The organism is Streptomyces sp. NPDC097619 (genome assembly GCF_040302735.1).
GTDB lineage: Bacteria > Actinomycetota > Actinomycetes > Streptomycetales > Streptomycetaceae > Streptomyces.
In genome coordinates this window covers 69,662-88,864 of record NZ_JBEOSD010000003.1, presented here as the reverse complement: position 1 = coordinate 88,864, position 19,203 = coordinate 69,662, and the positions used below count along the sequence as shown (strand labels likewise).

Annotated in this window: 18 protein-coding genes; 9 read left to right on the top strand and 9 right to left on the bottom strand. The window is 72.7% G+C overall.

Annotation, left to right across the window (positions count from 1 at the left end; translation table 11 throughout):
• The first annotated feature begins 343 nt into the window (after window positions 1-343).
• Entirely contained in the window at window positions 344-1,819 is a 1,476-nt protein-coding gene (gene dnaB / locus ABTZ17_RS01640; protein ID WP_352193500.1) for a replicative DNA helicase, read from the top strand.
• On the opposite strand, the gene ABTZ17_RS01635 is transcribed toward dnaB, so the two are convergent.
• Both ABTZ17_RS01635 and ABTZ17_RS01630 read right to left on the bottom strand, forming a co-directional pair.
• The gene (locus ABTZ17_RS01635; protein ID WP_352193535.1) at window positions 1,786-3,114 is read right to left on the bottom strand and encodes a phosphatase PAP2 family protein; all 1,329 of its coding nucleotides are present in this window, start codon (window positions 3,112-3,114) and stop codon (window positions 1,786-1,788) included. The genes dnaB and ABTZ17_RS01635 overlap by 34 nt on opposite strands.
• Before the next feature lie 161 nt (window positions 3,115-3,275).
• Window positions 3,276-3,644, bottom strand: coding sequence for a VOC family protein (locus tag ABTZ17_RS01630; RefSeq protein WP_352193499.1), 369 nt, complete (start codon window positions 3,642-3,644; stop codon window positions 3,276-3,278).
• A gap of 225 nt (window positions 3,645-3,869) precedes the next feature.
• Here ABTZ17_RS01630 and ABTZ17_RS01625 point away from each other — a divergent pair, with 225 nt between their 5' ends.
• Window positions 3,870-5,264: a serine hydrolase domain-containing protein gene (locus tag ABTZ17_RS01625; protein WP_352193498.1), complete on the top strand. Its 1,395-nt coding sequence runs from the start codon at window positions 3,870-3,872 to the stop codon at window positions 5,262-5,264.
• A 71-nt stretch (window positions 5,265-5,335) separates the two neighbouring features.
• On the opposite strand, the gene ABTZ17_RS01620 is transcribed toward ABTZ17_RS01625, so the two are convergent.
• Window positions 5,336-6,508, bottom strand: coding sequence for a winged helix DNA-binding domain-containing protein (locus ABTZ17_RS01620; protein WP_352193497.1), 1,173 nt, complete (start codon window positions 6,506-6,508; stop codon window positions 5,336-5,338).
• 93 nt (window positions 6,509-6,601) lie between these two features.
• Window positions 6,602-7,495 (bottom strand): GNAT family N-acetyltransferase, encoded by an 894-nt coding sequence (locus ABTZ17_RS01615; protein ID WP_352193496.1) that lies wholly within the window; start codon window positions 7,493-7,495, stop codon window positions 6,602-6,604.
• A 192-nt stretch (window positions 7,496-7,687) separates the two neighbouring features.
• Between ABTZ17_RS01615 and ABTZ17_RS01610 the strand changes: the two genes are divergently transcribed.
• Window positions 7,688-8,347, top strand: coding sequence for an HAD family hydrolase (locus ABTZ17_RS01610; protein WP_352193495.1), 660 nt, complete (start codon window positions 7,688-7,690; stop codon window positions 8,345-8,347).
• Between the two features lie 157 nt (window positions 8,348-8,504).
• Window positions 8,505-9,842 carry a globin domain-containing protein gene (locus ABTZ17_RS01605; protein WP_502994573.1) on the top strand — a complete coding sequence of 446 codons (1,338 nt, stop codon included), beginning with the start codon at window positions 8,505-8,507 and terminating at the stop codon, window positions 9,840-9,842.
• Between the two features lie 43 nt (window positions 9,843-9,885).
• On the opposite strand, the gene ABTZ17_RS01600 is transcribed toward ABTZ17_RS01605, so the two are convergent.
• The 3 genes from ABTZ17_RS01600 to ABTZ17_RS01590 all read right to left on the bottom strand — a co-directional run bounded on the left by ABTZ17_RS01600 (window position 9,886) and on the right by ABTZ17_RS01590 (window position 11,986).
• A complete protein-coding gene (locus ABTZ17_RS01600; protein WP_352193493.1) occupies window positions 9,886-10,365 on the bottom strand; it encodes an NUDIX domain-containing protein in 480 nt (159 codons plus the stop codon).
• A gap of 61 nt (window positions 10,366-10,426) precedes the next feature.
• Complete coding sequence (locus ABTZ17_RS01595; RefSeq protein WP_352193492.1) at window positions 10,427-11,566, bottom strand: cystathionine gamma-lyase; 1,140 nt, start codon at window positions 11,564-11,566, stop codon at window positions 10,427-10,429.
• Between the two features lie 39 nt (window positions 11,567-11,605).
• Window positions 11,606-11,986 carry a phage holin family protein gene (locus ABTZ17_RS01590; RefSeq protein ID WP_352193491.1) on the bottom strand — a complete coding sequence of 127 codons (381 nt, stop codon included), beginning with the start codon at window positions 11,984-11,986 and terminating at the stop codon, window positions 11,606-11,608.
• Between the two features lie 103 nt (window positions 11,987-12,089).
• Here ABTZ17_RS01590 and ABTZ17_RS01585 point away from each other — a divergent pair, with 103 nt between their 5' ends.
• The 4 genes from ABTZ17_RS01585 (at window position 12,090) to ABTZ17_RS01570 (ending at window position 14,448) form a co-directional block, all read left to right on the top strand.
• Window positions 12,090-12,410, top strand: coding sequence for a cupin domain-containing protein (locus ABTZ17_RS01585; RefSeq protein ID WP_352193490.1), 321 nt, complete (start codon window positions 12,090-12,092; stop codon window positions 12,408-12,410).
• Between the two features lie 138 nt (window positions 12,411-12,548).
• Window positions 12,549-12,776, top strand: coding sequence for a DUF5326 family protein (locus ABTZ17_RS01580; RefSeq protein WP_352193489.1), 228 nt, complete (start codon window positions 12,549-12,551; stop codon window positions 12,774-12,776).
• A 377-nt stretch (window positions 12,777-13,153) separates the two neighbouring features.
• Window positions 13,154-13,900: an IclR family transcriptional regulator gene (locus ABTZ17_RS01575; protein ID WP_352193488.1), complete on the top strand. Its 747-nt coding sequence runs from the start codon at window positions 13,154-13,156 to the stop codon at window positions 13,898-13,900.
• Window positions 13,901-13,998: 98 nt separating this feature from the next.
• Window positions 13,999-14,448, top strand: coding sequence for an SsgA family sporulation/cell division regulator (locus ABTZ17_RS01570; RefSeq protein WP_352193487.1), 450 nt, complete (start codon window positions 13,999-14,001; stop codon window positions 14,446-14,448).
• Window positions 14,449-14,488: 40 nt separating this feature from the next.
• On the opposite strand, the gene ABTZ17_RS01565 is transcribed toward ABTZ17_RS01570, so the two are convergent.
• Window positions 14,489-16,120, bottom strand: a complete 1,632-nt coding sequence (locus tag ABTZ17_RS01565; protein WP_352193486.1) for a YibE/F family protein — start codon at window positions 16,118-16,120, stop codon at window positions 14,489-14,491.
• Window positions 16,121-16,332: 212 nt separating this feature from the next.
• Between ABTZ17_RS01565 and thiC the strand changes: the two genes are divergently transcribed.
• The gene (gene thiC / locus ABTZ17_RS01560) at window positions 16,333-18,120 is read left to right on the top strand and encodes a phosphomethylpyrimidine synthase ThiC (protein WP_352193485.1); all 1,788 of its coding nucleotides are present in this window, start codon (window positions 16,333-16,335) and stop codon (window positions 18,118-18,120) included.
• 190 nt (window positions 18,121-18,310) lie between these two features.
• Here thiC and ABTZ17_RS01555 read toward each other — a convergent pair whose 3' ends face one another.
• A complete protein-coding gene (locus ABTZ17_RS01555) occupies window positions 18,311-19,147 on the bottom strand; it encodes a hypothetical protein (protein ID WP_352193484.1) in 837 nt (278 codons plus the stop codon).
• Window positions 19,148-19,203: the final 56 nt, after the last annotated feature.

Genomic DNA, 19,203 nt, shown 5'->3' with positions numbered 1-19,203 from the left:
GCGCCGTTCGCAGGCAGTGTGGTCCCTGTGCAGAACTTTTTCTCACCCACAGCGCGTGGATGGAGAAATTGCAGGTCAGGTGGGGTGGGGTAGGGGGTGTTGAGATTTTGTCCACAGTGCCGTCCCCCGGTCCGTACACAGATCCCGGGGAGTTACCCACAGCATTGGGCCCGTCATCCACACAGCCTGTGGATAACCAGATTGGCTGAAGGTGCCCGCGGCCCTACCGTGGACCGGCGACCCGACGCGCCGATGACGGCGGCGGGGCCCCCAAGTGTCGGAGCCGTGTCGTAGAAAGAGTGACACGGCGAGGTCCGCACGGCGGACTGGAGGAGGCGGCCCGGTGAGCATTTCGGAGCCCATGGACGACCCCTGGGCCGAGTCCGGCCCGGGCGACCGGCTGCCCGTGTCCCGGCCCCGGCGCAGCGAGGGCTCCGGCGGGCGCCGCAGCGAGGACCGCGACGAGGGCGAGGGCGGCGGCTGGGAGGGCGGCGGCTTCGAGCGGGTGCCCCCGCAGGACCTGGACGCCGAGCAGTCCGTCCTCGGCGGCATGCTGCTCTCCAAGGACGCCATCGCGGACGTGGTCGAGGTCCTCAAGGGCCACGACTTCTACCGGCCCTCCCACGAGGTGATCTACCAGGCCATCCTCGACCTGTACGCGAAGGGCGAGCCCGCCGACCCGATCACCGTCGGCGCCGAGCTCACCCGCCGCGGCGAGATCAGCAAGGTGGGCGGGGCCGCCTACCTGCACACCCTGGTCCAGTCGGTGCCCACCGCGGCCAACGCCGAGTACTACGCCGAGATCGTCCACGAGCGGGCCGTGCTGCGCCGCCTGGTCTCCGCGGGCACCAAGATCACGCAGATGGGCTACGCGGCCGACGGCGACGTCGACGAGATCGTCAACAAGGCCCAGGCCGAGATCTACGCCGTCACCGAGCAGCGCACCTCCGAGGACTACATGCCCCTCGGCGACATCATGGAGGGGGCCCTCGACGAGATCGAGGCCATCGGCTCCCGCAGCGGCCAGATGTCCGGCGTCCCCACCGGCTTCACCGACCTGGACTCGCTCACCAACGGCCTGCACCCCGGCCAGATGATCGTCATCGCGGCCCGTCCCGCGATGGGCAAGTCCACCCTGGCGCTGGACTTCGCCCGGGCCTGCTCCATCAAGAACAACCTGCCGAGCGTGATCTTCTCCCTGGAAATGGGGCGCAACGAGATCGCCATGCGCCTGCTGTCCGCGGAGGCCCGGGTGGCCCTGCACCACATGCGCTCCGGCACCATGACCGACGACGACTGGACCCGGCTGGCCCGCCGGATGCCGGACGTCTCCAACGCCCCGCTCTACATCGACGACTCCCCCAACCTGTCGATGATGGAGATCCGCGCCAAGTGCCGGCGGCTCAAGCAGCGCAACGACCTCCAGCTCGTGGTCATCGACTACCTCCAGCTGATGCAGTCCGGTGGCTCCCGGCGGCCCGAGAGCCGTCAGCAGGAGGTCTCGGACATGTCCCGAAACCTCAAGCTCCTCGCCAAGGAGCTGGAGGTCCCGGTCATCGCCCTGTCCCAGCTGAACCGTGGCCCCGAACAGCGCACCGACAAGAAGCCGATGGTCTCCGACCTGCGTGAATCGGGATCGATCGAGCAGGACGCCGACATGGTCATCCTGCTCCACCGCGAGGACGCCTACGAGAAGGAGTCACCGCGCGCCGGCGAGGCCGACCTGATCGTGGCCAAGCACCGAAACGGCCCCACCGCCACCATCACCGTCGCCTTCCAGGGCCACTACTCCCGCTTCGTGGACATGGCCAACACCTGATCGGCCCCGGACCCGTCCCGGGGCCCGGGCACCCGCCCGGCCCCGGCCGCCGCCTCCCGGTCCCAGGCCCGGGTGACCAGCACGTACCCCGCGATGACGGAGCCCGTGGCCAGCAGCATCAGCGGTCCGAACAGCCAGGGCCGGGCGGCCATCTCCACCGGCAGGAACCGGTACGCGAGCAGCAGTGCCGCGAAGACGGCGGTGCCGTGCGCCACGAGCAGGCCGGCCCGCCGGTCCCAGCCGCGGGCCGCGGCCCGCAGCCCCGCCTCGATGGTCAGCGTGAACACGACGCCCGCGATGATGTCGGCGCCGTAGTGGTAGCCGAAGCCGAGGGTGGCGCCCAAGGTCGCGACCAGCCAGAACGTGCCGAAGAACCGCAGCGCCCGCGGCCCCTTCCGGGTGTGGATGAAGATCGCGAGGGCCCAGGCGGTGTGCAGGCTGGGCATGCAGTTGCGCGGGGTGATCCCGTCGAAGGGCATGGGCAGCGGGGTGCCCGGTACCGGCGGGGTGTTCGGCCACAGGTCCGCCAGCGCCCAGGCGCCGCCGTCCGGCCCGTAGGCGTACACCGGGCCGACCACCGGATAGATCATGTAGATGCCGGGGCCGAGGAGCCCGATCACCAGGAAGGTCCGCACCAGGTAGTGGGTCGGGAAGGACCGCTCGGCGGCCACCCGGCGCAGCTGGTAGAGGGAGACGAGCACGGCCGCCACCGCGAGCTGCCCGTAGACCACGTCCAGGACCGTGCTGCCCACCGGCCCCGTGGCCCGCAGCAGCCGACCCGCCAGCCAGGACGGATCGCCCAGCGCGTGGTCGGCGGTGGCCACGTACTGGTCCAGCACCATCGGGCGGGTCTTCGAGGTGATCAGGAGCCAGGTGTCCCCGGTCTTGCGGGCCGCCACCAGCAGCAGACCCAGCCCGACCCCCTTGAGCAGCAGGATCCGCTCCGGGCCGGTGCGCCGGGTCAGCGCCAGCACCCCGCAGCCCACGAGCACCCACAGGGCCCCGTTGCCCGGCATCAGCCGCGGCCCGAGAGGCCCCGGGTCGAGGGAGAACCGGACCGCGAAGAACACCAGGTCGATGCCGACCGCGACGCCCGCGGCGAGGAACCGCTGCCGCCAGGTGAGCACGGTCATCGTCATCGCGAGGCTGGTGTACAGCAGCGCGCCGGACTTGGGGGCGAGGACGAACTCCCGGGCCTGGGTGCTCAGCGGCCCGCGCAGGCCGTGCCGGCGCGCGGTCAGTTCCAGCACGATCAGGAAGGCGAGGGCCACGGCGCCCGCCGAGGCCCAGAGCAGGGCCTGCGGGCGACGCCACCACGTGGCCGCCGGCGCCCCGCCGGTCGGGCCGGCGGCCCGCGAAGAAGTCGAAGTCAAGGTTCTGGCCGATGGGTGAGGAGGGGATCGGTCGGTACGGTCCGCGCCCCCGCCGGGCCGGAGCCGGGCCGGAGCGCCGCCGCTCAGGCGGTGACGATGCAGAAGGGGTGGCCCGCCGGATCGGTGAGGACCCGCCACTTCCCCGGCTCCGGCTGGTGCGCGGGCCGGGCCGCGCCGAGCTCCAGCAGCCGGGCCTCGGCGGCGTCCAGGTCCGGGACGTCGAAGCACAGGTGCAGCTGCTGCGGGACCTCGGGCTCGGGCCAGGTCGGGGGCCGGTGCCCGGCGACCCGCTGGAAGCCGATGAGCAGGCCGCCCTCGCCCCGGAGCCCGGCGAACCCGGCGTCCGAGTCCGGGTGGGGGGCCAGGCCCGTGGCCGCCTGGTAGAAGGCGCACAGGGCCAGGGGGTCGGGGCAGTCGAGGGTGACGGCGCTGAGCTTCATCCGCGAGGACATGGCACCTCCGGTCCGTTCCGGCACCCCGGCCCGCGGAGCGCCCCGTCATGGGCGTGGTACGACGATCCTCCCCCAGACGGCCCACACGATTCCGCGCGGGGTGGGGGCGGGCTCCGACGGAGGTGCGACGGCGGGGGGCGACGGTAGCGCGACGGCCGGGCCGGTGGGGGAACCGGCGGGAACGGCGGCTCGGCGCCCGCCCCGCCCCGGTGCGAAGCTTCGGGGATGACCTCGGACCAAGAACTCCTGCCGACGACCCGACGGGCCCTGCTGCACCGGATCGCCGTCGCCCAGCGCGAGGGCCGCGCGCCCTCCGTCGTGGCCGCCGTGGTGCGGGGCGACCGCACCGTCTGGGAGGGCGCCCGCTCCTGCGTGGACGGTCACGCCCCGGACGGCGACGTGCAGTACCGCATCGGATCCCTCACCAAGACCTTCACGGCCGTGCTCGTGCTCCGCCTGCGGGACGAAGGTCTCCTCGACCTCTCCGACCCCTTGGAGAAGCACCTCCCCGGCACCGGCGCGGGTGACGTGACGGTCCTCCAACTGCTCTGCCACAGCGGCGGACTGGCCGCCGAGACCCCAGGCCCCTGGTGGGAGCGCAGCCCCGGCGCCCTCTTGTCCGGCCTCCCCGAGGTCCTGGGGGAGCGGCCCTTCCGGCACGAACCCGGCCGGCGCCACCACTACTCCAACCCCGGCTACACCCTGCTCGGTTCGCTGGTGGAGGCCCTTCGCGGGCGCCCCTGGGCCGAGGCCCTGCGGGCCGAGGTGCTGGAGCCGCTCGGCCTGCACCGCACCACCGTCGAACCGCGGGCCCCGCACGCGGGCGGCTGGGCCGTGCACCCCTGGGCGGACGTGATGATGCCCGAACCCCTGGAGGACCTGGGCGTGATGGCCCCCGCCGGGGTGCTGTGGTCGACCACCGCTGACCTCGCCCGGTTCGCCGTGTTCCTGGCCCGCGGCGACGAGCGGGTGCTGAGCGCCGCCACCGTCCGCGAGATGCGGACGGCCGCCTCCCCGCCGGAGCCCGGCTCCGCCGAGGCCGGATACGGGCTGGGCGTCCAGCTGCTGAACGACGGCGGCCGTCGGCTGGCCGGACACACCGGCTCCCTGCCCGGCTTCCTCGCGGGGCTCTGGCTGGACGAGGCCGAGGACCTGGCCGCCGTGGTCCTCGCCAACTGCACCTCGGGCCTGCCGGCCGCGGGGACGGCCGCCGACCTGCTGCGCATCGTGGCGGAGGCCGAGCCCCGGATCCCCGAGCCCTGGCGCCCGCTGCCCATGGCCGAGGCCGATCCGGAACTGGTGGCGCTCACCGGCCCCTGGTACTGGGGGACCGCTCCGCAGCTGCTCCGCCTGCTGCCCGGCGGGGAGCTGGAGCTGGGACCGGTGGGCGGCACCGGCCGTTCCGCCCGGTTCCTCCCCGGACCGGACGGCACATGGACGGGCGTCTCCGGCTACTACGCGGGAGAGGTGCTCCGGGCGGTGCGCCGACCGGACGGCTCGGTCGGCCACCTGGACCTGGGCTCGTTCGTCTACACCCGGGAGCCCTACGACCCGGCGGCCCCGATCCCCGGCGGCACGGACCCGGAGGGTTGGCGGGGCCTGGACGGGACCCGGGGGTAGCGCCCGCCTCCCGCGTTCCGGGCCCCGCCCCCCGCGTCCCGAACCCCGAAATACGGGGCCGGGGCCCGGGGTCAGCCGGTGAGCTCCCGCTCCAGCGGGGTGCGGAACCGGGGGGTGACCCGGGCCCCGTCCATCCAGCCCCGGAGCCGTGCGGCCTCCTCGGCGACGGCCGTCGCGGCCTCTTCGCCGCGGTCGGCGAGGAGGCGCCACACGATCTCGCCGTCCGGGCGCTGGGCCCATCCGCCGATGATCTCGCCGTTCCACCAGACGGTCGGCCCGATGTTGCCCGCCCGGTCGAAGAGGGGCGGACGGTGGGCGGGGTCCAGGTGGAAGGAGCGGTCGGCCCAGCCCATGGCGCTCGGGTCCAGACCCGGCAGGAAGGCGGCCCAGGGCTCCGGGGCGGCCACGGGGCCGGTGTCGCCGGGGGACACCAGGGCCGTGCCGCCGTCGTCGAGCAGCACCGGCTCGGCACCGATCCCGGCGAGGGCCGCGCGGGCCTGGGTGAGGGTCCAGCCGGTCCACCACTTCAGGTCGGCCTCGGTGGCGGGTCCGTACGCGTCGAGCCAGAGCCGGGCCAGTTCCGTGCGCGCCGTGGCCGCGGGGAGCTCCGGCCAGGGTGCGTGGGGGGTCCAACGGAACTGGCTGGAGGTCCAGGTGCCGTGGGGCCTGTCCCGGCGGATCCGGCCTTCGGCCGCGAGGACCCGCAGCACGCGGGTGGCCACGCCCTGGACGGTCTCCCACTTCCCGCCGGGGCTGACGGTGATCTTCTGCCGGAGCACGGGCACCGCTGCGGACAGGCGGTTGCCGCTGGTCGGGCCGAGTGAGGCCAGTGCGTCCAGGACGGACCCCTCGGCCCCGGCCAGCCAGTCCGCGTCCAGTCCCTGACCGTCTTCCGCCAGGTGCTTGAGGAGGGTGCGGCGTTCCTTCGCGGCGATGGCCCGAGCGGTGGAGGAGTCCACCAGCGGGGCCCGGTCCACGGAGACCGCGAAGAGGGTGTTGCGCATGCTCAGCAGCCGCACCACCGCCACCCGCTCGTAGAACTCCTCCTCGATGGCGGGGACGGGCAGCCCGCCGGTCCGGGCCCGTACCGACAGGAAGACCGTGGCCGCGTCCGTGGCGTGCAGGGCCAGCACGGAATCGGCGGCTTCCGCCGCGCTCCCGGCCCGGGCCGAGGGGGCCAACCGATGACGGGTGCCGAGCCGGTCGCGCCGGTCGGCCGTACTGATCCGGGGAAGGCTGCTCATGCCGGGATCGTAGGGCGGGGCGCCGACAGCGGAGCGCTCCGAGCGGCACTCGCCTCCGCCCGCCGGCTCAGCCCGCCGGCACCGACCGGCCGCTCAGCCCGCGGCGACGGTGAGCGGGGCGAAGCGGCGGGTCCAGTCCCCGGGGAGGCCGGGGGTCCGGTGGGTCATCACGGCGTTGAAGGCGATGGTCTCCAACCCGCGGGCCCGGAGCCAGGCCAGCAGCTCCTCGTGGCGGACGTCGACGTCGGTGCGGAGCGGCCGGTCGGTGCCGGCGGCGAGCGCGGCCACCAGGGCCCGGGCCACCGAGGTGTCCGCGGCGATCAGCGGGCCCACCACGTGGGTGTCCATGTTGGGCCAGGCGGCGGCGAAGCCGGTCAGGGCCCCGGCGGCGTCCTCGGCCACCAGAAGCCGGTCGGCGAAGGAAGGGAGCCGGGTGATCAGGTGGGTGCGGTCGGTCCCGAAGACCTCGTGGTCCAGGCGCAGCAGGGCGGGCAGGTCGCCGGCCACCGCCGGGCGGATCCGGGGTCCGGTGTCGGAGAACGGTGCGGGATCTCCGGGCAGCGGCCGGAAGCGGCCGCGCACCATCTCGGCCCGGCCGACGGTCTCGAACCCCAGTTCCTCGTACAGGGGGAGCCCGTTGGGCGTGGCGTGGAGGGTGACGGGGGCCGGGGCCAGTTCCTCGCAGACCTCGGTCATCAGCCGTCGGCCCAGCCCCTGGCGGGCGTAGCGTTCCGCGACCAACACCATCCCGATGGCCGTCAGCTCCGGGGAGCGCGGACTGTGCCCGTAGGAGGTGACGACGCAGCAGGCCGCGAGGCCCTGGCCGTCGGGGGCGTCGATGCCGTATCCGGTGCCCGCGCTCAGCAGCAGGCCCCACTTGTGGTCCTCCCGCGGCCACCCCCGGTCCTCGGAGAGGTCGGCGCACCGAGGGACATCCTCGATGGTCAGCGGCCGGATGGTCAGGGAGGCGAGGTGAGATGAGGGCACGGGGCCAGCCTGGATGAAGCGGGGAGCCGGCGTCCAGCCGGTTTCGGCATCCACTCCGGCTGTCCACCGAAGCTTTCCGTTCCGGTGGTCCGGGGAACACCCGGTCGGTTTCACGTGAAACAGCGGTCTCCTCGCGGCCGGTTCCGTCGGCGGCTCCGTTTCACGTGAAACATGGCACTAGCCTCGAATGCCATGACCTCTCTCCACCTGTTCGATCTGGACGGGACCCTGATGTACGGCTCGGCCTCGCCGGTCGAGATCTCCCGGCAGCTGGGCCTGGACTCCGAGATCGCCGAGCTGGAAAGACAGTTCTCCGCCCGCCGGATCGGACCGCCCGAGTTCGCCCGGCGGCTGCACGTGCTCTGGCGCGAGCTCACCCCGGAGCACGTCCGCGCCGCCTTCGACGGCTCCCCCTGGTTGGCGGGGATCCGCGAGGTCTGGCAGGAGATCCGGCAGGCCGGGGAGCACTGCGCCGTGATCTCGCTGTCCCCGTCCTTCTTCGTCGAGCTGTTGCTGGACTGGGGGGCCGACGCCGCCCACGGCTCGGTGTTCCCGGCCGTGCCCTTCGCCACCGGGCCCTTGGACGTCTCGGGCATCCTCACCCCGGCGGGCAAGGTCGAGGTGGCCGACCGGCTGTGCACCCGCTTCGGGCTCACCCGGGCCGACTGCGTGGCGTACGGGGATTCGAGTACCGACGCCCTGCTCTTCGAGGCCGTGCCGGTCTCCGTGGCGGTCAACGCCCGGCCCTCCCTGGCGGCCACCGCCACCCGGGTCTACGAGGGCCGTGACCTGCGCGATGCCCACGCCCTCGGCCTGGCGGCCCGTCGGGAGTTTGCCTCCGGAAACCGGTGAGGTGCCGGATCCTAACGGGGAACAGGGCCCGGAGCCCCGAATTCCTCGCTTTTGCCACGACTCCTGTGCACCGGGTGCCATGCTGCGAAAACCCGGAAGCGCGGATCCGTATCCGTGCCGGGCGCCGACCACCGAGATGTTCGAAGCGAGGCACCGCATGGACGCTCCGCCCGCCAAACCGGCCAGACGCCTGACCCCGATACGCCCGGTGGGACCGGCGGCCGGCAGGCCCGTTCCCGGCGGCTGGGTCCCGGTGCCGGCCGCTCCGGCGGAGCCCGTCCCGCAGCCCGCCCCCGAACGGCCCGACCCCCGGGTGGCCCTCACGGTGGCACCGGCCGCGGAGGAGGTCCTCCGGAGCGTTCCGGACACCGCGGAGCCCTCCCCCGACGCCCTGCTGGTGCGCCGCACCCTCGCCGAGATCGCCCCCATAGCGGACCAGGTGACCTCGTACTTCTACGCGCTCGTCTTCACCGGACACCCGGATCTGCGCGGGATGTTCCCCGCCGCCATGGACGTGCAGCGGGACCGGTTGCTGAAGGCGCTCCTCACCGCCGCCGAACACATCGACCGGCCCGAGGTGCTCGCCCCGTACCTGCGCCGGCTGGGCGGGGGCCATCGCAAGTACGGCACGCGCCCCGAGCACTACCCGGCGGTGGGCGAGGCCCTGATCGGAGCCCTCTCCCGGTACGCCCGCGACACCTGGGGCCCCGAGGCGGAGGCCGCCTGGGTGCGGGCCTACACCGCGATCTCCCAGATCATGATCGACGCGGCGGCCGAACAGGAGCGGCACAGCCCGCCCTGGTGGCAGGCCGAGGTGGTCTCCCACGACCTGCGGACCCGGGACGTCGCCGTGGTCACCGTCCGCCCGGACCAGCCGTACCCCTTCGTCGCCGGGCAGTACACCAGCCTGGAGACCCCCTGGTGGCCTCGGGTCTGGCGGCACTACTCCTTCGCCTCCGCCCCCCGCGCGGACGGGCTGCTCTCCTTCCACGTCAAGGCCGTTCCCGCGGGCTGGGTCTCGAACGCCCTGGTCCGGCACGCCCGACCGGGCGACGTGCTGCGCCTGGGCCCCCCGGCCGGCTCGATGGTGGTGGACCACACCACCGAGAACGGCATGCTCTGCCTGGGCGGCGGGACGGGCATCGCCCCCATCAAAGCGCTGATCGAGGACGTGGCCGAACACGGGGAACGCCGTCCCGTCGAGGTCTTCTACGGGGCGCGCAGCGATCCGGACCTGTACGACATCGACACCCTGCTCGGGCTCCAGAAGGCGCACCCGTGGCTGTCGGTGCGCCCGGTGGTCTCGAACGGGCTCACCGGCCAACTGCCCCAGGCGATCGGCGAGCACGGGCCGTGGAGCAGCTACGACGCCTTCCTGTCGGGGCCGCCCGGGATGATCCGCAGCGGGGTGGACGCGCTGGAGCGGATCGGCATTCCCCGCGAGCGGATCCGGCACGACGCCGTGGAGGAGCTGGTGGGCGCGGGCGCCGGCTGAGCGGGAGGGGGCCCGACCGGCGCCGGTCGGACCCCACCGCGCTTCAGCCCAGGTCGGAGGCGTGCATCGCGCGGACACCCTCGATGTTGCCGTCGAGGTAGTGCCGCAGGGAGAGCGGCACCAGGTGCACGGCGGCGATGCCCACCCGACTGAACGGCACCCGGACGATCTCGTACTCGCCGGTGGGCTCGTCCACCTCGGGCCCGTGCCGCAGGGCGAGGTTCATGGACTCCAGGCGGCACACGAAGAAGTGCTGCACCTTGACCCCGGTGACACCCCCCTCCGCGATGTGCTCCACGGTGTCCACGAAACAGGGCACGACATCGGTGATCTTCGCGCCGAGTTCCTCGTGGACCTCGCGGTGCAGGGCGTCGACGACGGTGGCGTCGGAAGGTTCCACGCCGCCGCCGGGGGTGACCCAGTACGGATCCACCCCGGGCTTGGTCCGCTTGATCAGGATGAGGTCGCCGCCGTCGAGCAGGATGGCACGGGCGGTGCGCTTGACCACAGGACGTTCGGTCATGGGAGAAGAGTGGCCCGGTACTCCCCTTCTGAAACGCCCCCCGGGCGGGGTGGTCTTCCGGTCACCGGCCCACCGCGACCAGGTCCAGGGCCCGCAGCACGTCGGCCACCAGGTCCTCGGTGTCCTCGGCGCCCGCCGAGAAGCGGATGAACCCCTCCGGGACGGCGTCCCCGCCCCAGCGGCCGCGCCGCTCGGCGGTGGAGCGGACCCCACCGAAGCTGGTGGCGTCCTCGACCAGGCGCAGGGCCTCCAGGAAGCGTTCGGCGTACGCGCGGTCGGGCAACGTGAAGGAGACCACCTGCCCGAAGGAGCGCATCTGCCGGGCCGCAGTGGCGTGGGAGGGGTCGGAGGGCAGACCGGGGTGGCGCAGGCCGGTGACCTCGGGCCGGGCCGACAGGGCCTCGGCGAGGGCCAGGGCGTTGGCGCACTGGCGTTGCGAGCGCAGCTGCAGGGTGGCGAGGGAGCGGTGGGCCAGCCAGGCCTCCATCGGACCGGGGACGGCCCCGACCACCTTCCGCCAGAGCCGGACCCGCTCGGTCAGCTCGGGGGTGCGGCAGACCACGTAGCCGAGCAACAGGTCCCCGTGGCCGGTCAGTCCCTTGGTGCCGCTGGCCACGGAGAAGTCCGCGCCCAGTTCGAGGGGGCGCTGGCCCAGCGGACCGGCCAGGGTGTTGTCCACCGCGACCAGGGTGCCGCCCGCCCGCGCCGCTTCGGCGAGCCGCCGGACGTCACAGACGTCGAGGCCGGGGTTGGACGGGGTCTCCAGCCAGAGCAGCCGGGCCCCGTCGAGCTCGGCGAGCTGCGCGTCGGAGCCGGTGGGCGCGGTCCGCACCCGGACCCCGTACGCCTCCAGCTGGGCACGGACGAGGGGGAGGGCCTGGTAGCCGTCGTCGGGGAGGACCACGGTGTCCCCCGCGCGGGCCTGGGAGAGGAGCACCGCGGTGACCGCGGCCATGCCGGAGGCGAAGACCACCGTCCCGGCCGCCTCGTCACCGGGGGCTTCGAGCTCGCCGATGGCGGCTTCCAGCAGGGTCCAGGTGGGATTGGTGTCGCGGCCGTAGGTGTACGGGCCCTCGACCTCGCCGGGGAGGTGGAAGTGGGCCGCGAACACCGGTCCGGGCAGGGTGGGTTCGTTCTTGACGGGTTCGGGCAGTCCGGCCCGTACCGCCCGGGTGCCGTCGCCCCAGGGCTGGTCGTTCACGTGTGGTCCTCTCCGGTGCGCACCGCGCGGTGCGGGACGTCAGTTGCGGTCGGGCAGGGCCAGGTTCACGGCCCAGGACACGATGGAGATGATCAGGCCGCCGAGCACGGCGGTCCAGAATCCGTCCACGTGGAAGTTGAGATCGAGCTTCCCCGAGATCCACGAGGTCAGCAGCAGCATCAGCGCGTTCACGACCAGGGTGAACAGACCGAGGGTGAGCACGAAGAGCGGCAGCGAGAGGAGTTTCACCACCGGCTTCACCAGGACGTTCACGAGACCGAAGACGAGGGCCACGAGAATGAGGGTGAGGGCCCGCTGCCCGGTGCCGCCGTGCTCGTCGAGGGTGATGTCACCGATCAGCCAGATCGCCACGGCCAGGGCCGCGGCATTGGCGAGCGTCTTGACTAGGAAATTCGTCATGTGTCTGATCGTTGCAGAGAACTCCCGCCGGCGGCATCGGCGGAACAGCGGAACCGGAACCACCGGCAGAGCATCGGCACAGAACGCGAGGGGCACGGCAGAGATGAAGGTTTTCCGGCTGGAAGAACTGGAAGCGGAACGGGCCGCCAATGAGGGCGCGTACCTCCAGTTCCTGCGCGAGCGGCACATGTCCGTCGGGCTGTACGCGCTGGACGCCGGCGGCACCGACCCGCAGCAGCCCCACCGGCAGGACGAGGTGTACTTCGTGGTCAGCGGCCGGGCGGCCATCACCGTCGGGGAGGAGACCACCACGGTGGCCCGCGGCAGCGTGGTCTACGTCCCGGCCGGGGTGCCGCACCGGTTCCACCACATCAGCGAGGACCTGAAGGTGCTCGTCGTCTTCTCCCCGCCTGAGGGTTCCTGAGCCGTTTCCCCTAGGGGTCGGATCAGGGCGTTCCAAGGGATCGAGGGCCCCCGTTCCGCTTCCGCGCCTCCTAGCATCGGAGGCAGACGGCCACCTGAAAGACAGGAATCAGGACCGGGACGAGAAAGAGGTAGGGCCATGGAAGGCATTCGGGAAACGCTGGCGGGCATGCCGTGGTGGGTGAAGTGGGTCGCCATTCCGCTGATCGCGCTCTTCGTGTTCGGCGGTGTGATCACCTCGATCCTGAGCTCGCTCATCTCGTTCGCCTTCAACGTGCTGCTGTTCGCGGCCCTCGTCGGCGGTCTGGTGTTCCTCGTGAAGAAGTTCGGGGGCGCGGACTCGAAGAGCTCGGGGTCCGGCTGGTAGGGGTCGCGGCCCCCGCCGGCCTCCGGCCCCGGCCCTGGTGATGCGGCGCGGGGACCCCGCCGCCGGGGCTCCGTCACCCACGCGGGACGGGCCCGGCGCACCCCCGGTCCTCCGGTCGGCGGATTGAGCCGCCCGGGGGATCCTCGGCTTTCCGACCCCCTGGCGGGGCGTGTCCCCCCGATAAGGTGGCACCCTCTGTGGTCCACCTGAGGTGTACCTCCCGCACGCACCGCGCCGACCCGTGGTGACGCCGGCTCCGGGTGCCCAAGGCTCCGGAGGGCGGCCTCCGGGGCGGGGCGGGCCCCACGGGCGGGCCGTCCCGCTGGCCCATCGCCACGGCTGGGGGTGCCCCGTTGTCATCGGTCCACAATGCCGCCATGCCGACCCTGATCGGTTCGGTGCAGCGGGCGCTGCGACTGCTGGAGGCCGCCGGGGCGCACCGGGACGGCGCACCGGCCAAACAACTGGCCCGCGAGGCCGGGCTCCCGCTCCCGACGGCGTACCACCTGCTCCGCACCCTCACCCACGAGGGCTATCTGCGCCGTGAGAGCGGAGTGTTCCTGCTCGGCGAGGCGGCCGGGCGACTGGCGGACGGCGGACGGCAGCAGAAACGTCGCAGCATGGTCCGGGACTCCCTCGACGCGTTGCGCGAAGCGGTGGGCGCCCCGGTCTACTTCGCGGTGTACCGGGCCGGGGAGATCGAGGTGCTCGGGGTCTCCGACAGCCCCGACACCCCCGCCGTCCGGGAGTGGGCGGACTTCCGCGCCACCGCCCACTCCCACGCGGTGGGCCGGTGCCTGCTGGGCCAACTCGACGAGTCCTCCCGGCGGGACCACTACGACCGGCACCCCGTCGGTGCCCTCACCCCCTACACGGTGCGGGACCTGCGCGCCCTGGAGGAGCGGATCGCGCGCGACGCACGGCACGGACCGGTCATCGAACGCCAGGAGTACGCACTCGGTACGGTGTGCGCGGCCCTTCCCCTCGTGGCCGGTGAGGATCCCGCCGCGGTGGCCATTTCCCTTCCCGTGGGCCAAGAGGATCGGTTGCTCTCTGTAGTAGAACGGCTACGGAGTGAAGTAGGCGCGCTGTTGAGCACCCTCTCGATCTCTATCAGTATCTGAAAACTCACTCCTTGTGATCTGCTGCCGCTTCCACCACGATTGTCAAGAGCGCCATGGGGGATCATTCTTGGCCACTTCTACTGACAGCGGGGTAGGCAATGAGCGAGTCCGTACAGGCAGAGGTCATGATGAGCTTCCTCGTCTCCGAGGAGCTCTCCTTCCGCATCCCGGTCGAGCTCCGGTACGAGGTCCTCGACCCGTACGCGGTCCGTCTGACCTTCCACCTCCCCGGAGACGCCCCCGTGACCTGGGTGTTCGGCCGGGAGCTGCTGCTCGACGGGATCAACAAGCCCTGCGGTGACGGTGACGTGCACATCGCGCCCACCGCCCCCGACGAGCTCTCCGACGTGCACATCCGGCTCCAGGTCGGCGCCGACCGCGCCCTGTTCCGGGCCGGGGCCGCGCCGCTGGTCGCCTTCCTCGACCGGACCGACCGGCTCGTCCCCCTCGGCCAGGAGCGTGACCTCGGGGACTTCGAGCAGAACCTCGAGGACGCCCTCGGCCGGATCCTCTCGGCCCCCCGGCAGAACGAGCGGAACGCGGGCTGACTCCGGCGGACCGGCTCGCCGTCCGTTCGACCGGACCCGGTCACCGCTTGCGGCGCCGGCCCCGACCGCCGCGGCCCGCCCGCCCGGCGCCCGCGGCGGCCCCCGCCGGGGTACCGGCGCCGCCCGCCTCGGCCGGTCGGTCGGCGGAGACCACCAGCGCCGCCAGGGCCGTGGTCACCGGCACCGAGGCCACCAGGCCGATCGAGCCGATGAGGGTCCGCACGATCTCCTCCGCGACCAGCTCGCTGTTGGCCACCGAGCCCACGCTGCTCTGCGCGATCGAGAACAGCAGGAGCAGCGGCAGCGCGGCACCGGCGTAGGCCAGCACCAGGGTGTTCACCACCGAGGCGATGTGGTCCCGGCCGATCCGGATGCCCGCCTTGTACAGCGCGCGCGGCCCCATCGACGGGTCGGCCTGGTGGAGTTCCCACACGGCGGAGGTCTGGGTGACCGTCACGTCGTCGAGCACGCCCAGGGATCCGATGATGACGCCGGCCAGCAGCAGACCGCTCATGTCGATGTTCGGGTAGAGCCCGTGGATCAGCCCGGTGTTGTCGTCGGTGTTCCCGCTGAGGAAGGCCCAGCCGATGAACACGGAGCCGAGCAGTCCGATCAGCAGCAGGGAGACGAGCGTGCCCAGGACCGCCACGGAGGTCCGCGCCGTCAGGCCGTGGCACATGTAGAGGGCGATCAGCATGATGGCGCTCGCGCCGACGACCGCCACCAGCAGCGGATTCGAGCCCTGCAGGATCGCCGGGAGGATGAACAGGGTCAGCACCGCGAAGCTGACCGCCAGGGCCACCAGCGCGAACACCCCGCGCAGCCGCCCGACCAGCACCACGGCCAGCGCGAAGATGCCCGCGAGCAGCGCCAGCGGGAGCTTGCGGTTGACGTCGATGACGGAGTACTGGAGGTCCCTCGGGGCGTCCGGGGCGTAGGCCACCACCACCTCCTGACCGTCCTTCAACTGCCGTGGCGCGCCCGGCTGCACGATCTCCGTGAAGGTGCGGCCCCGGTCCGGGCCGGTCGCGACCTCCACGGTCGCCTTTCCGCACTGCCCCTGCCCGGCCCGCTGCGCCTCCCGGCCCTCCGGGGTGGTGGGGTTCTCGGTGGGCGGTACCTGGGCCGCGTTGACGTCCTTGCAGTCCACCCACTCCAGGCGGACCACCTTGCCCTGCTGGGTCTGCCGGTCGAAGCCCACTCCGGTGCGCTCGTGGCCGGGGGCGCCCCCGGGCCACAGGGCCACCAGACCGACCAGGACCGCGGTGGCGAAGGGGATCAGCACCGCCGCGATGACCTTGCGCAGATGGCGGGAGCCGGGCGCCGCCGGACCGTGCCCGTGGGAGTGCCCGTGGGAGTGCCCGTGCCCCCCGTGCCCACCCCCGCCGTGCCCGTGTCCGCCCCTGTTCCCGCCCTGCCCGTGCGGGGCTTCGGGACCGCCGGAACCGTGACGGTGCCCGTCCTCGTGCCCGTGCCCGTCGTCGTGCCCGTGCCCTCGCCCGTCGTGCCCGTGCTCGTACGCGTGCCCGTACCCGTGCCCGTCTCCCCCGGGGTCACCGTGCCCGAGGGGTGCGCCCGACCCGTCGTACGCGTGCCGGTCGTCGGGTCCTTGGTGCCCGGGGCCGCCGAGGGGGCGGTGGGGCTCTTCGGGGGGATGCGGCGAGGTGGTCACGGGCCGATCATCGCAAGAGATGAGGGGGGCCACTGTTCAGCGCGCCCTGGATGACGCTAGCGTGGGGGCACCTTTGCACACGCGGGAGCTCGGAGCACCGGGCTGAGAGGGCGCTGATCACCGTACGACCGTCGCGAGACGCGTACGGGAAGAGGCTGCGTCGACCGCCGAACCTGTTACCGGGTAATGCCGGCGTAGGGAGATAGGTCTACATGACCATTCAGGATGCACGCACGCCTGCCGTCGGCACGGACGGCGAAGGCACCGGGACCCGCACTCCGGGCTGGCACAAGGGCTACGTCGCGGGCTCCCGCCCCGACCTGCGGGTGCCGGTCCGTCAGGTCCACCTCACCAACGGCCGCGATGTGACGCTGTACGACACCTCCGGCCCCTACACCGATCCGCAGATCGACACCGACGTCCGCCGGGGCCTGGCCCCGCTCCGCGAGAACTGGATCATCGCGCGCGGGGACACCGAGGAGTACGCGGGCCGCCCGGTCCGTCCCGAGGACGACGGCATCAAGCACACCTCGCCGCGCGGGGGTCTGAAGAACCTCGACGCGGTCTTCCCCGGCCGCCCCCGGCAGCCCCGTCGCGGCCGCCAGGGCCAGGCCGTCACCCAGCTCGCGTACGCCCGCCGGGGGGAGACCACCCCGGAGATGGAGTACGTGGCCATCCGCGAGAACGTCTCCCCCGAGGTGGTCCGCGAGGAGATCGCCGCGGGCCGCGCGGTGCTCCCCGCCAACGTGAACCACCCCGAGATCGAGCCGATGATCATCGGCAAGCGGTTCCTGGTGAAGGTCAACGCCAACATCGGCAACTCCGCCGTCACCTCCTCCATCGAGGAGGAGGTGGAGAAGATGACCTGGGCCACCCGCTGGGGCGCCGACACGGTCATGGACCTCTCCACCGGCCGCAACATCCACACCACCCGCGAGTGGGTGCTGCGCAACTCCCCGGTCCCGATCGGCACCGTGCCGCTGTACCAGGCCCTGGAGAAGGTCGACGGCCGCGCCGAGGACCTGACCTGGGAGATCTACAAGGACACGGTCATCGAGCAGGCCGAGCAGGGCGTGGACTACATGACCGTCCACGCCGGCGTGCTGCTGCCGTACGTCCCGCTGACCGCGCGCCGCAAGACCGGCATCGTCTCCCGCGGCGGCTCGATCATGGCCGCCTGGTGCCTCGCGCACCACAAGGAGAACTTCCTCTACACGAACTTCGAGGAGCTCTGCGAGATCCTCGCCGCGTACGACGTCACGTACTCGCTGGGCGACGGCCTGCGGCCGGGCTCCATCGCGGACGCCAACGACGAGGCGCAGTTCGCGGAGCTGCGGACCCTCGGCGAGCTCAACACCATCGCCAAGCGGCACAACGTGCAGACCATGATCGAGGGCCCGGGCCACGTCCCGATGCACAAGATCAAGGAGAACATCGACCTCCAGCAGGAGATCTGCGAGGAGGCGCCGTTCTACACGCTCGGCCCGCTCACCACCGACGTGGCCCCCGCCTACGACCACATCACCTCGGGCATCGGCGCGGCCATGATCGCCTGGTGGGGCACGGCGATGCTCTGCTACGTCACGCCCAAGGAGCACCTGGGCCTGCCCAACCGCGACGACGTGAAGACGGGCGTGATCACCTACAAGATCGCCGCCCACGCCGCGGACCTGGCCAAGGGCCACCCGGGCGCGCAGGAGTGGGACGACGCCCTCTCCGACGCCCGCTTCGAGTTCCGCTGGGAGGACCAGTTCAACCTGGCCCTCGACCCGGACACGGCCCGCGAGTTCCACGACGAGACCCTGCCGGCCGAACCCGCCAAGACCGCGCACTTCTGCTCCATGTGCGGTCCGAAGTTCTGCTCGATGAAGATCTCCCAGGACATCCGCCGCGAACACGGCGGGGACCTGAAGGCCGAGGAGATCGCGGCGGGCATGGCCGAGAAGTCGGCCGAGTTCGCCGCGCAGGGCAGCCGCGTCTACCTGCCGCTGGCGGACTGACGCGCACCGGCGGCCCGAGGGGCCGCCGGACACGGCACGGGACCGGTCGACGACCTCTGGGGGGAGCCGTCGACCGGTCCGTCGCGTTTCGCCACACGCCACACGCCACACGCCACACGCCACACGCCACACGCCACACGCCAGACGCGCTGCGCCACACGCCAGACGCGCTGCGCCACACGCGCCGCGCTCAGTCCCGGTCGGTCGCCGGGCCCTCCTCCTCGGAGGAACGCTCCGCGGGCCCGCCGAAGTCGGGGCTCGTGAAGGCCGGGCTGGTGAACCCCGGCCGTTGACTGCCGGAGTGCGAGCCGGGGCTGGTGAAACCGGGGCTCTCGTAGCCCGGCCGGGGCAGTCGTCCCGGCGGGCGCCGGGGGACCGTGGAGCTCGGGTCGGCGCTGGGATCGGCGAGGGCGTCCTGGAGGAAGGGCATGATGCCCCGCTCCAGGAGGGCGTGTCGCCAGGCCTCGCGGGCCCGCTGGATCTCCTCGGACACGGTTTCCTCGCGGTCCGCGGGCACTTCGGTGGCGCTGTTGCGGACGGCCGTCAGGAGCAGCCCGATCGCGGCGCAGAGGATGGCGGCGGCGGTCAGCGCCCCGAAGAACCAGCCCGCCGTCAGCATGGTGTCGGCGAAGGCCGGGGGCGGGTCCAGGAGCTTGAGCAGGTAGCCGACCAACAGGAAGATCAGCATGGCCGTGCCCGCCAGCACCGGTGCGAGCACCGCCACCACGGCGGTGGCCCCGGCACCCGCGCCGTGCGCCTCCCCGTCGGTCTCCAGGAAGGGCACGGCGGCGGTCCCGTCGCGGGATTCCGCCCGTACTTTCACGTAGTGCTCGTACTCGGCCGAGGCGGCGGCCGTCAGCAGCGCGCCGGCGTTCAGGGCCATCGTGCGCAATTGCTCGGTATTGAGCCTTTCGCCGACCGCGGACAGTTCCGGTCGCTCGTGCGCGGTACGCAATGCCTCGTCGAGGAGGCGTCCGAACTCCGGTTTGTCCTCGTTCAGCAGGTGCGGAGCGCTTGTCATGGGCATCCCCCGATACTCCGTCGGGCCGGTTTGCCCGCGTAGATCCGGACAAACGGTGGAAA

What these genes read in the sequence shown, in the direction of transcription:
- ABTZ17_RS01630 (WP_352193499.1), bottom strand. Translation starts at nt 3,644, where the DNA reads ATGTCCTCGCGGATGAAGCTCAGCGCCGTCACCCTCGACTGCCCCGAC.
- ABTZ17_RS01625 (WP_352193498.1), top strand. Translation starts at nt 3,870, where the DNA reads ATGACCTCGGACCAAGAACTCCTGCCGACGACCCGACGGGCCCTGCTG.
- ABTZ17_RS01620 (WP_352193497.1), bottom strand. Translation starts at nt 6,508, where the DNA reads ATGAGCAGCCTTCCCCGGATCAGTACGGCCGACCGGCGCGACCGGCTC.
- ABTZ17_RS01610 (WP_352193495.1), top strand. Translation starts at nt 7,688, where the DNA reads ATGACCTCTCTCCACCTGTTCGATCTGGACGGGACCCTGATGTACGGC.
- ABTZ17_RS01605 (WP_502994573.1), top strand. Translation starts at nt 8,505, where the DNA reads ATGGACGCTCCGCCCGCCAAACCGGCCAGACGCCTGACCCCGATACGC.
- ABTZ17_RS01600 (WP_352193493.1), bottom strand. Translation starts at nt 10,365, where the DNA reads ATGACCGAACGTCCTGTGGTCAAGCGCACCGCCCGTGCCATCCTGCTC.
- ABTZ17_RS01590 (WP_352193491.1), bottom strand. Translation starts at nt 11,986, where the DNA reads ATGACGAATTTCCTAGTCAAGACGCTCGCCAATGCCGCGGCCCTGGCC.
- ABTZ17_RS01585 (WP_352193490.1), top strand. Translation starts at nt 12,090, where the DNA reads ATGAAGGTTTTCCGGCTGGAAGAACTGGAAGCGGAACGGGCCGCCAAT.
- ABTZ17_RS01580 (WP_352193489.1), top strand. Translation starts at nt 12,549, where the DNA reads ATGGAAGGCATTCGGGAAACGCTGGCGGGCATGCCGTGGTGGGTGAAG.
- ABTZ17_RS01575 (WP_352193488.1), top strand. Translation starts at nt 13,154, where the DNA reads ATGCCGACCCTGATCGGTTCGGTGCAGCGGGCGCTGCGACTGCTGGAG.
- ABTZ17_RS01570 (WP_352193487.1), top strand. Translation starts at nt 13,999, where the DNA reads ATGAGCGAGTCCGTACAGGCAGAGGTCATGATGAGCTTCCTCGTCTCC.
- thiC (WP_352193485.1), top strand. Translation starts at nt 16,333, where the DNA reads ATGACCATTCAGGATGCACGCACGCCTGCCGTCGGCACGGACGGCGAA.
- ABTZ17_RS01555 (WP_352193484.1), bottom strand. Translation starts at nt 19,147, where the DNA reads ATGCCCATGACAAGCGCTCCGCACCTGCTGAACGAGGACAAACCGGAG.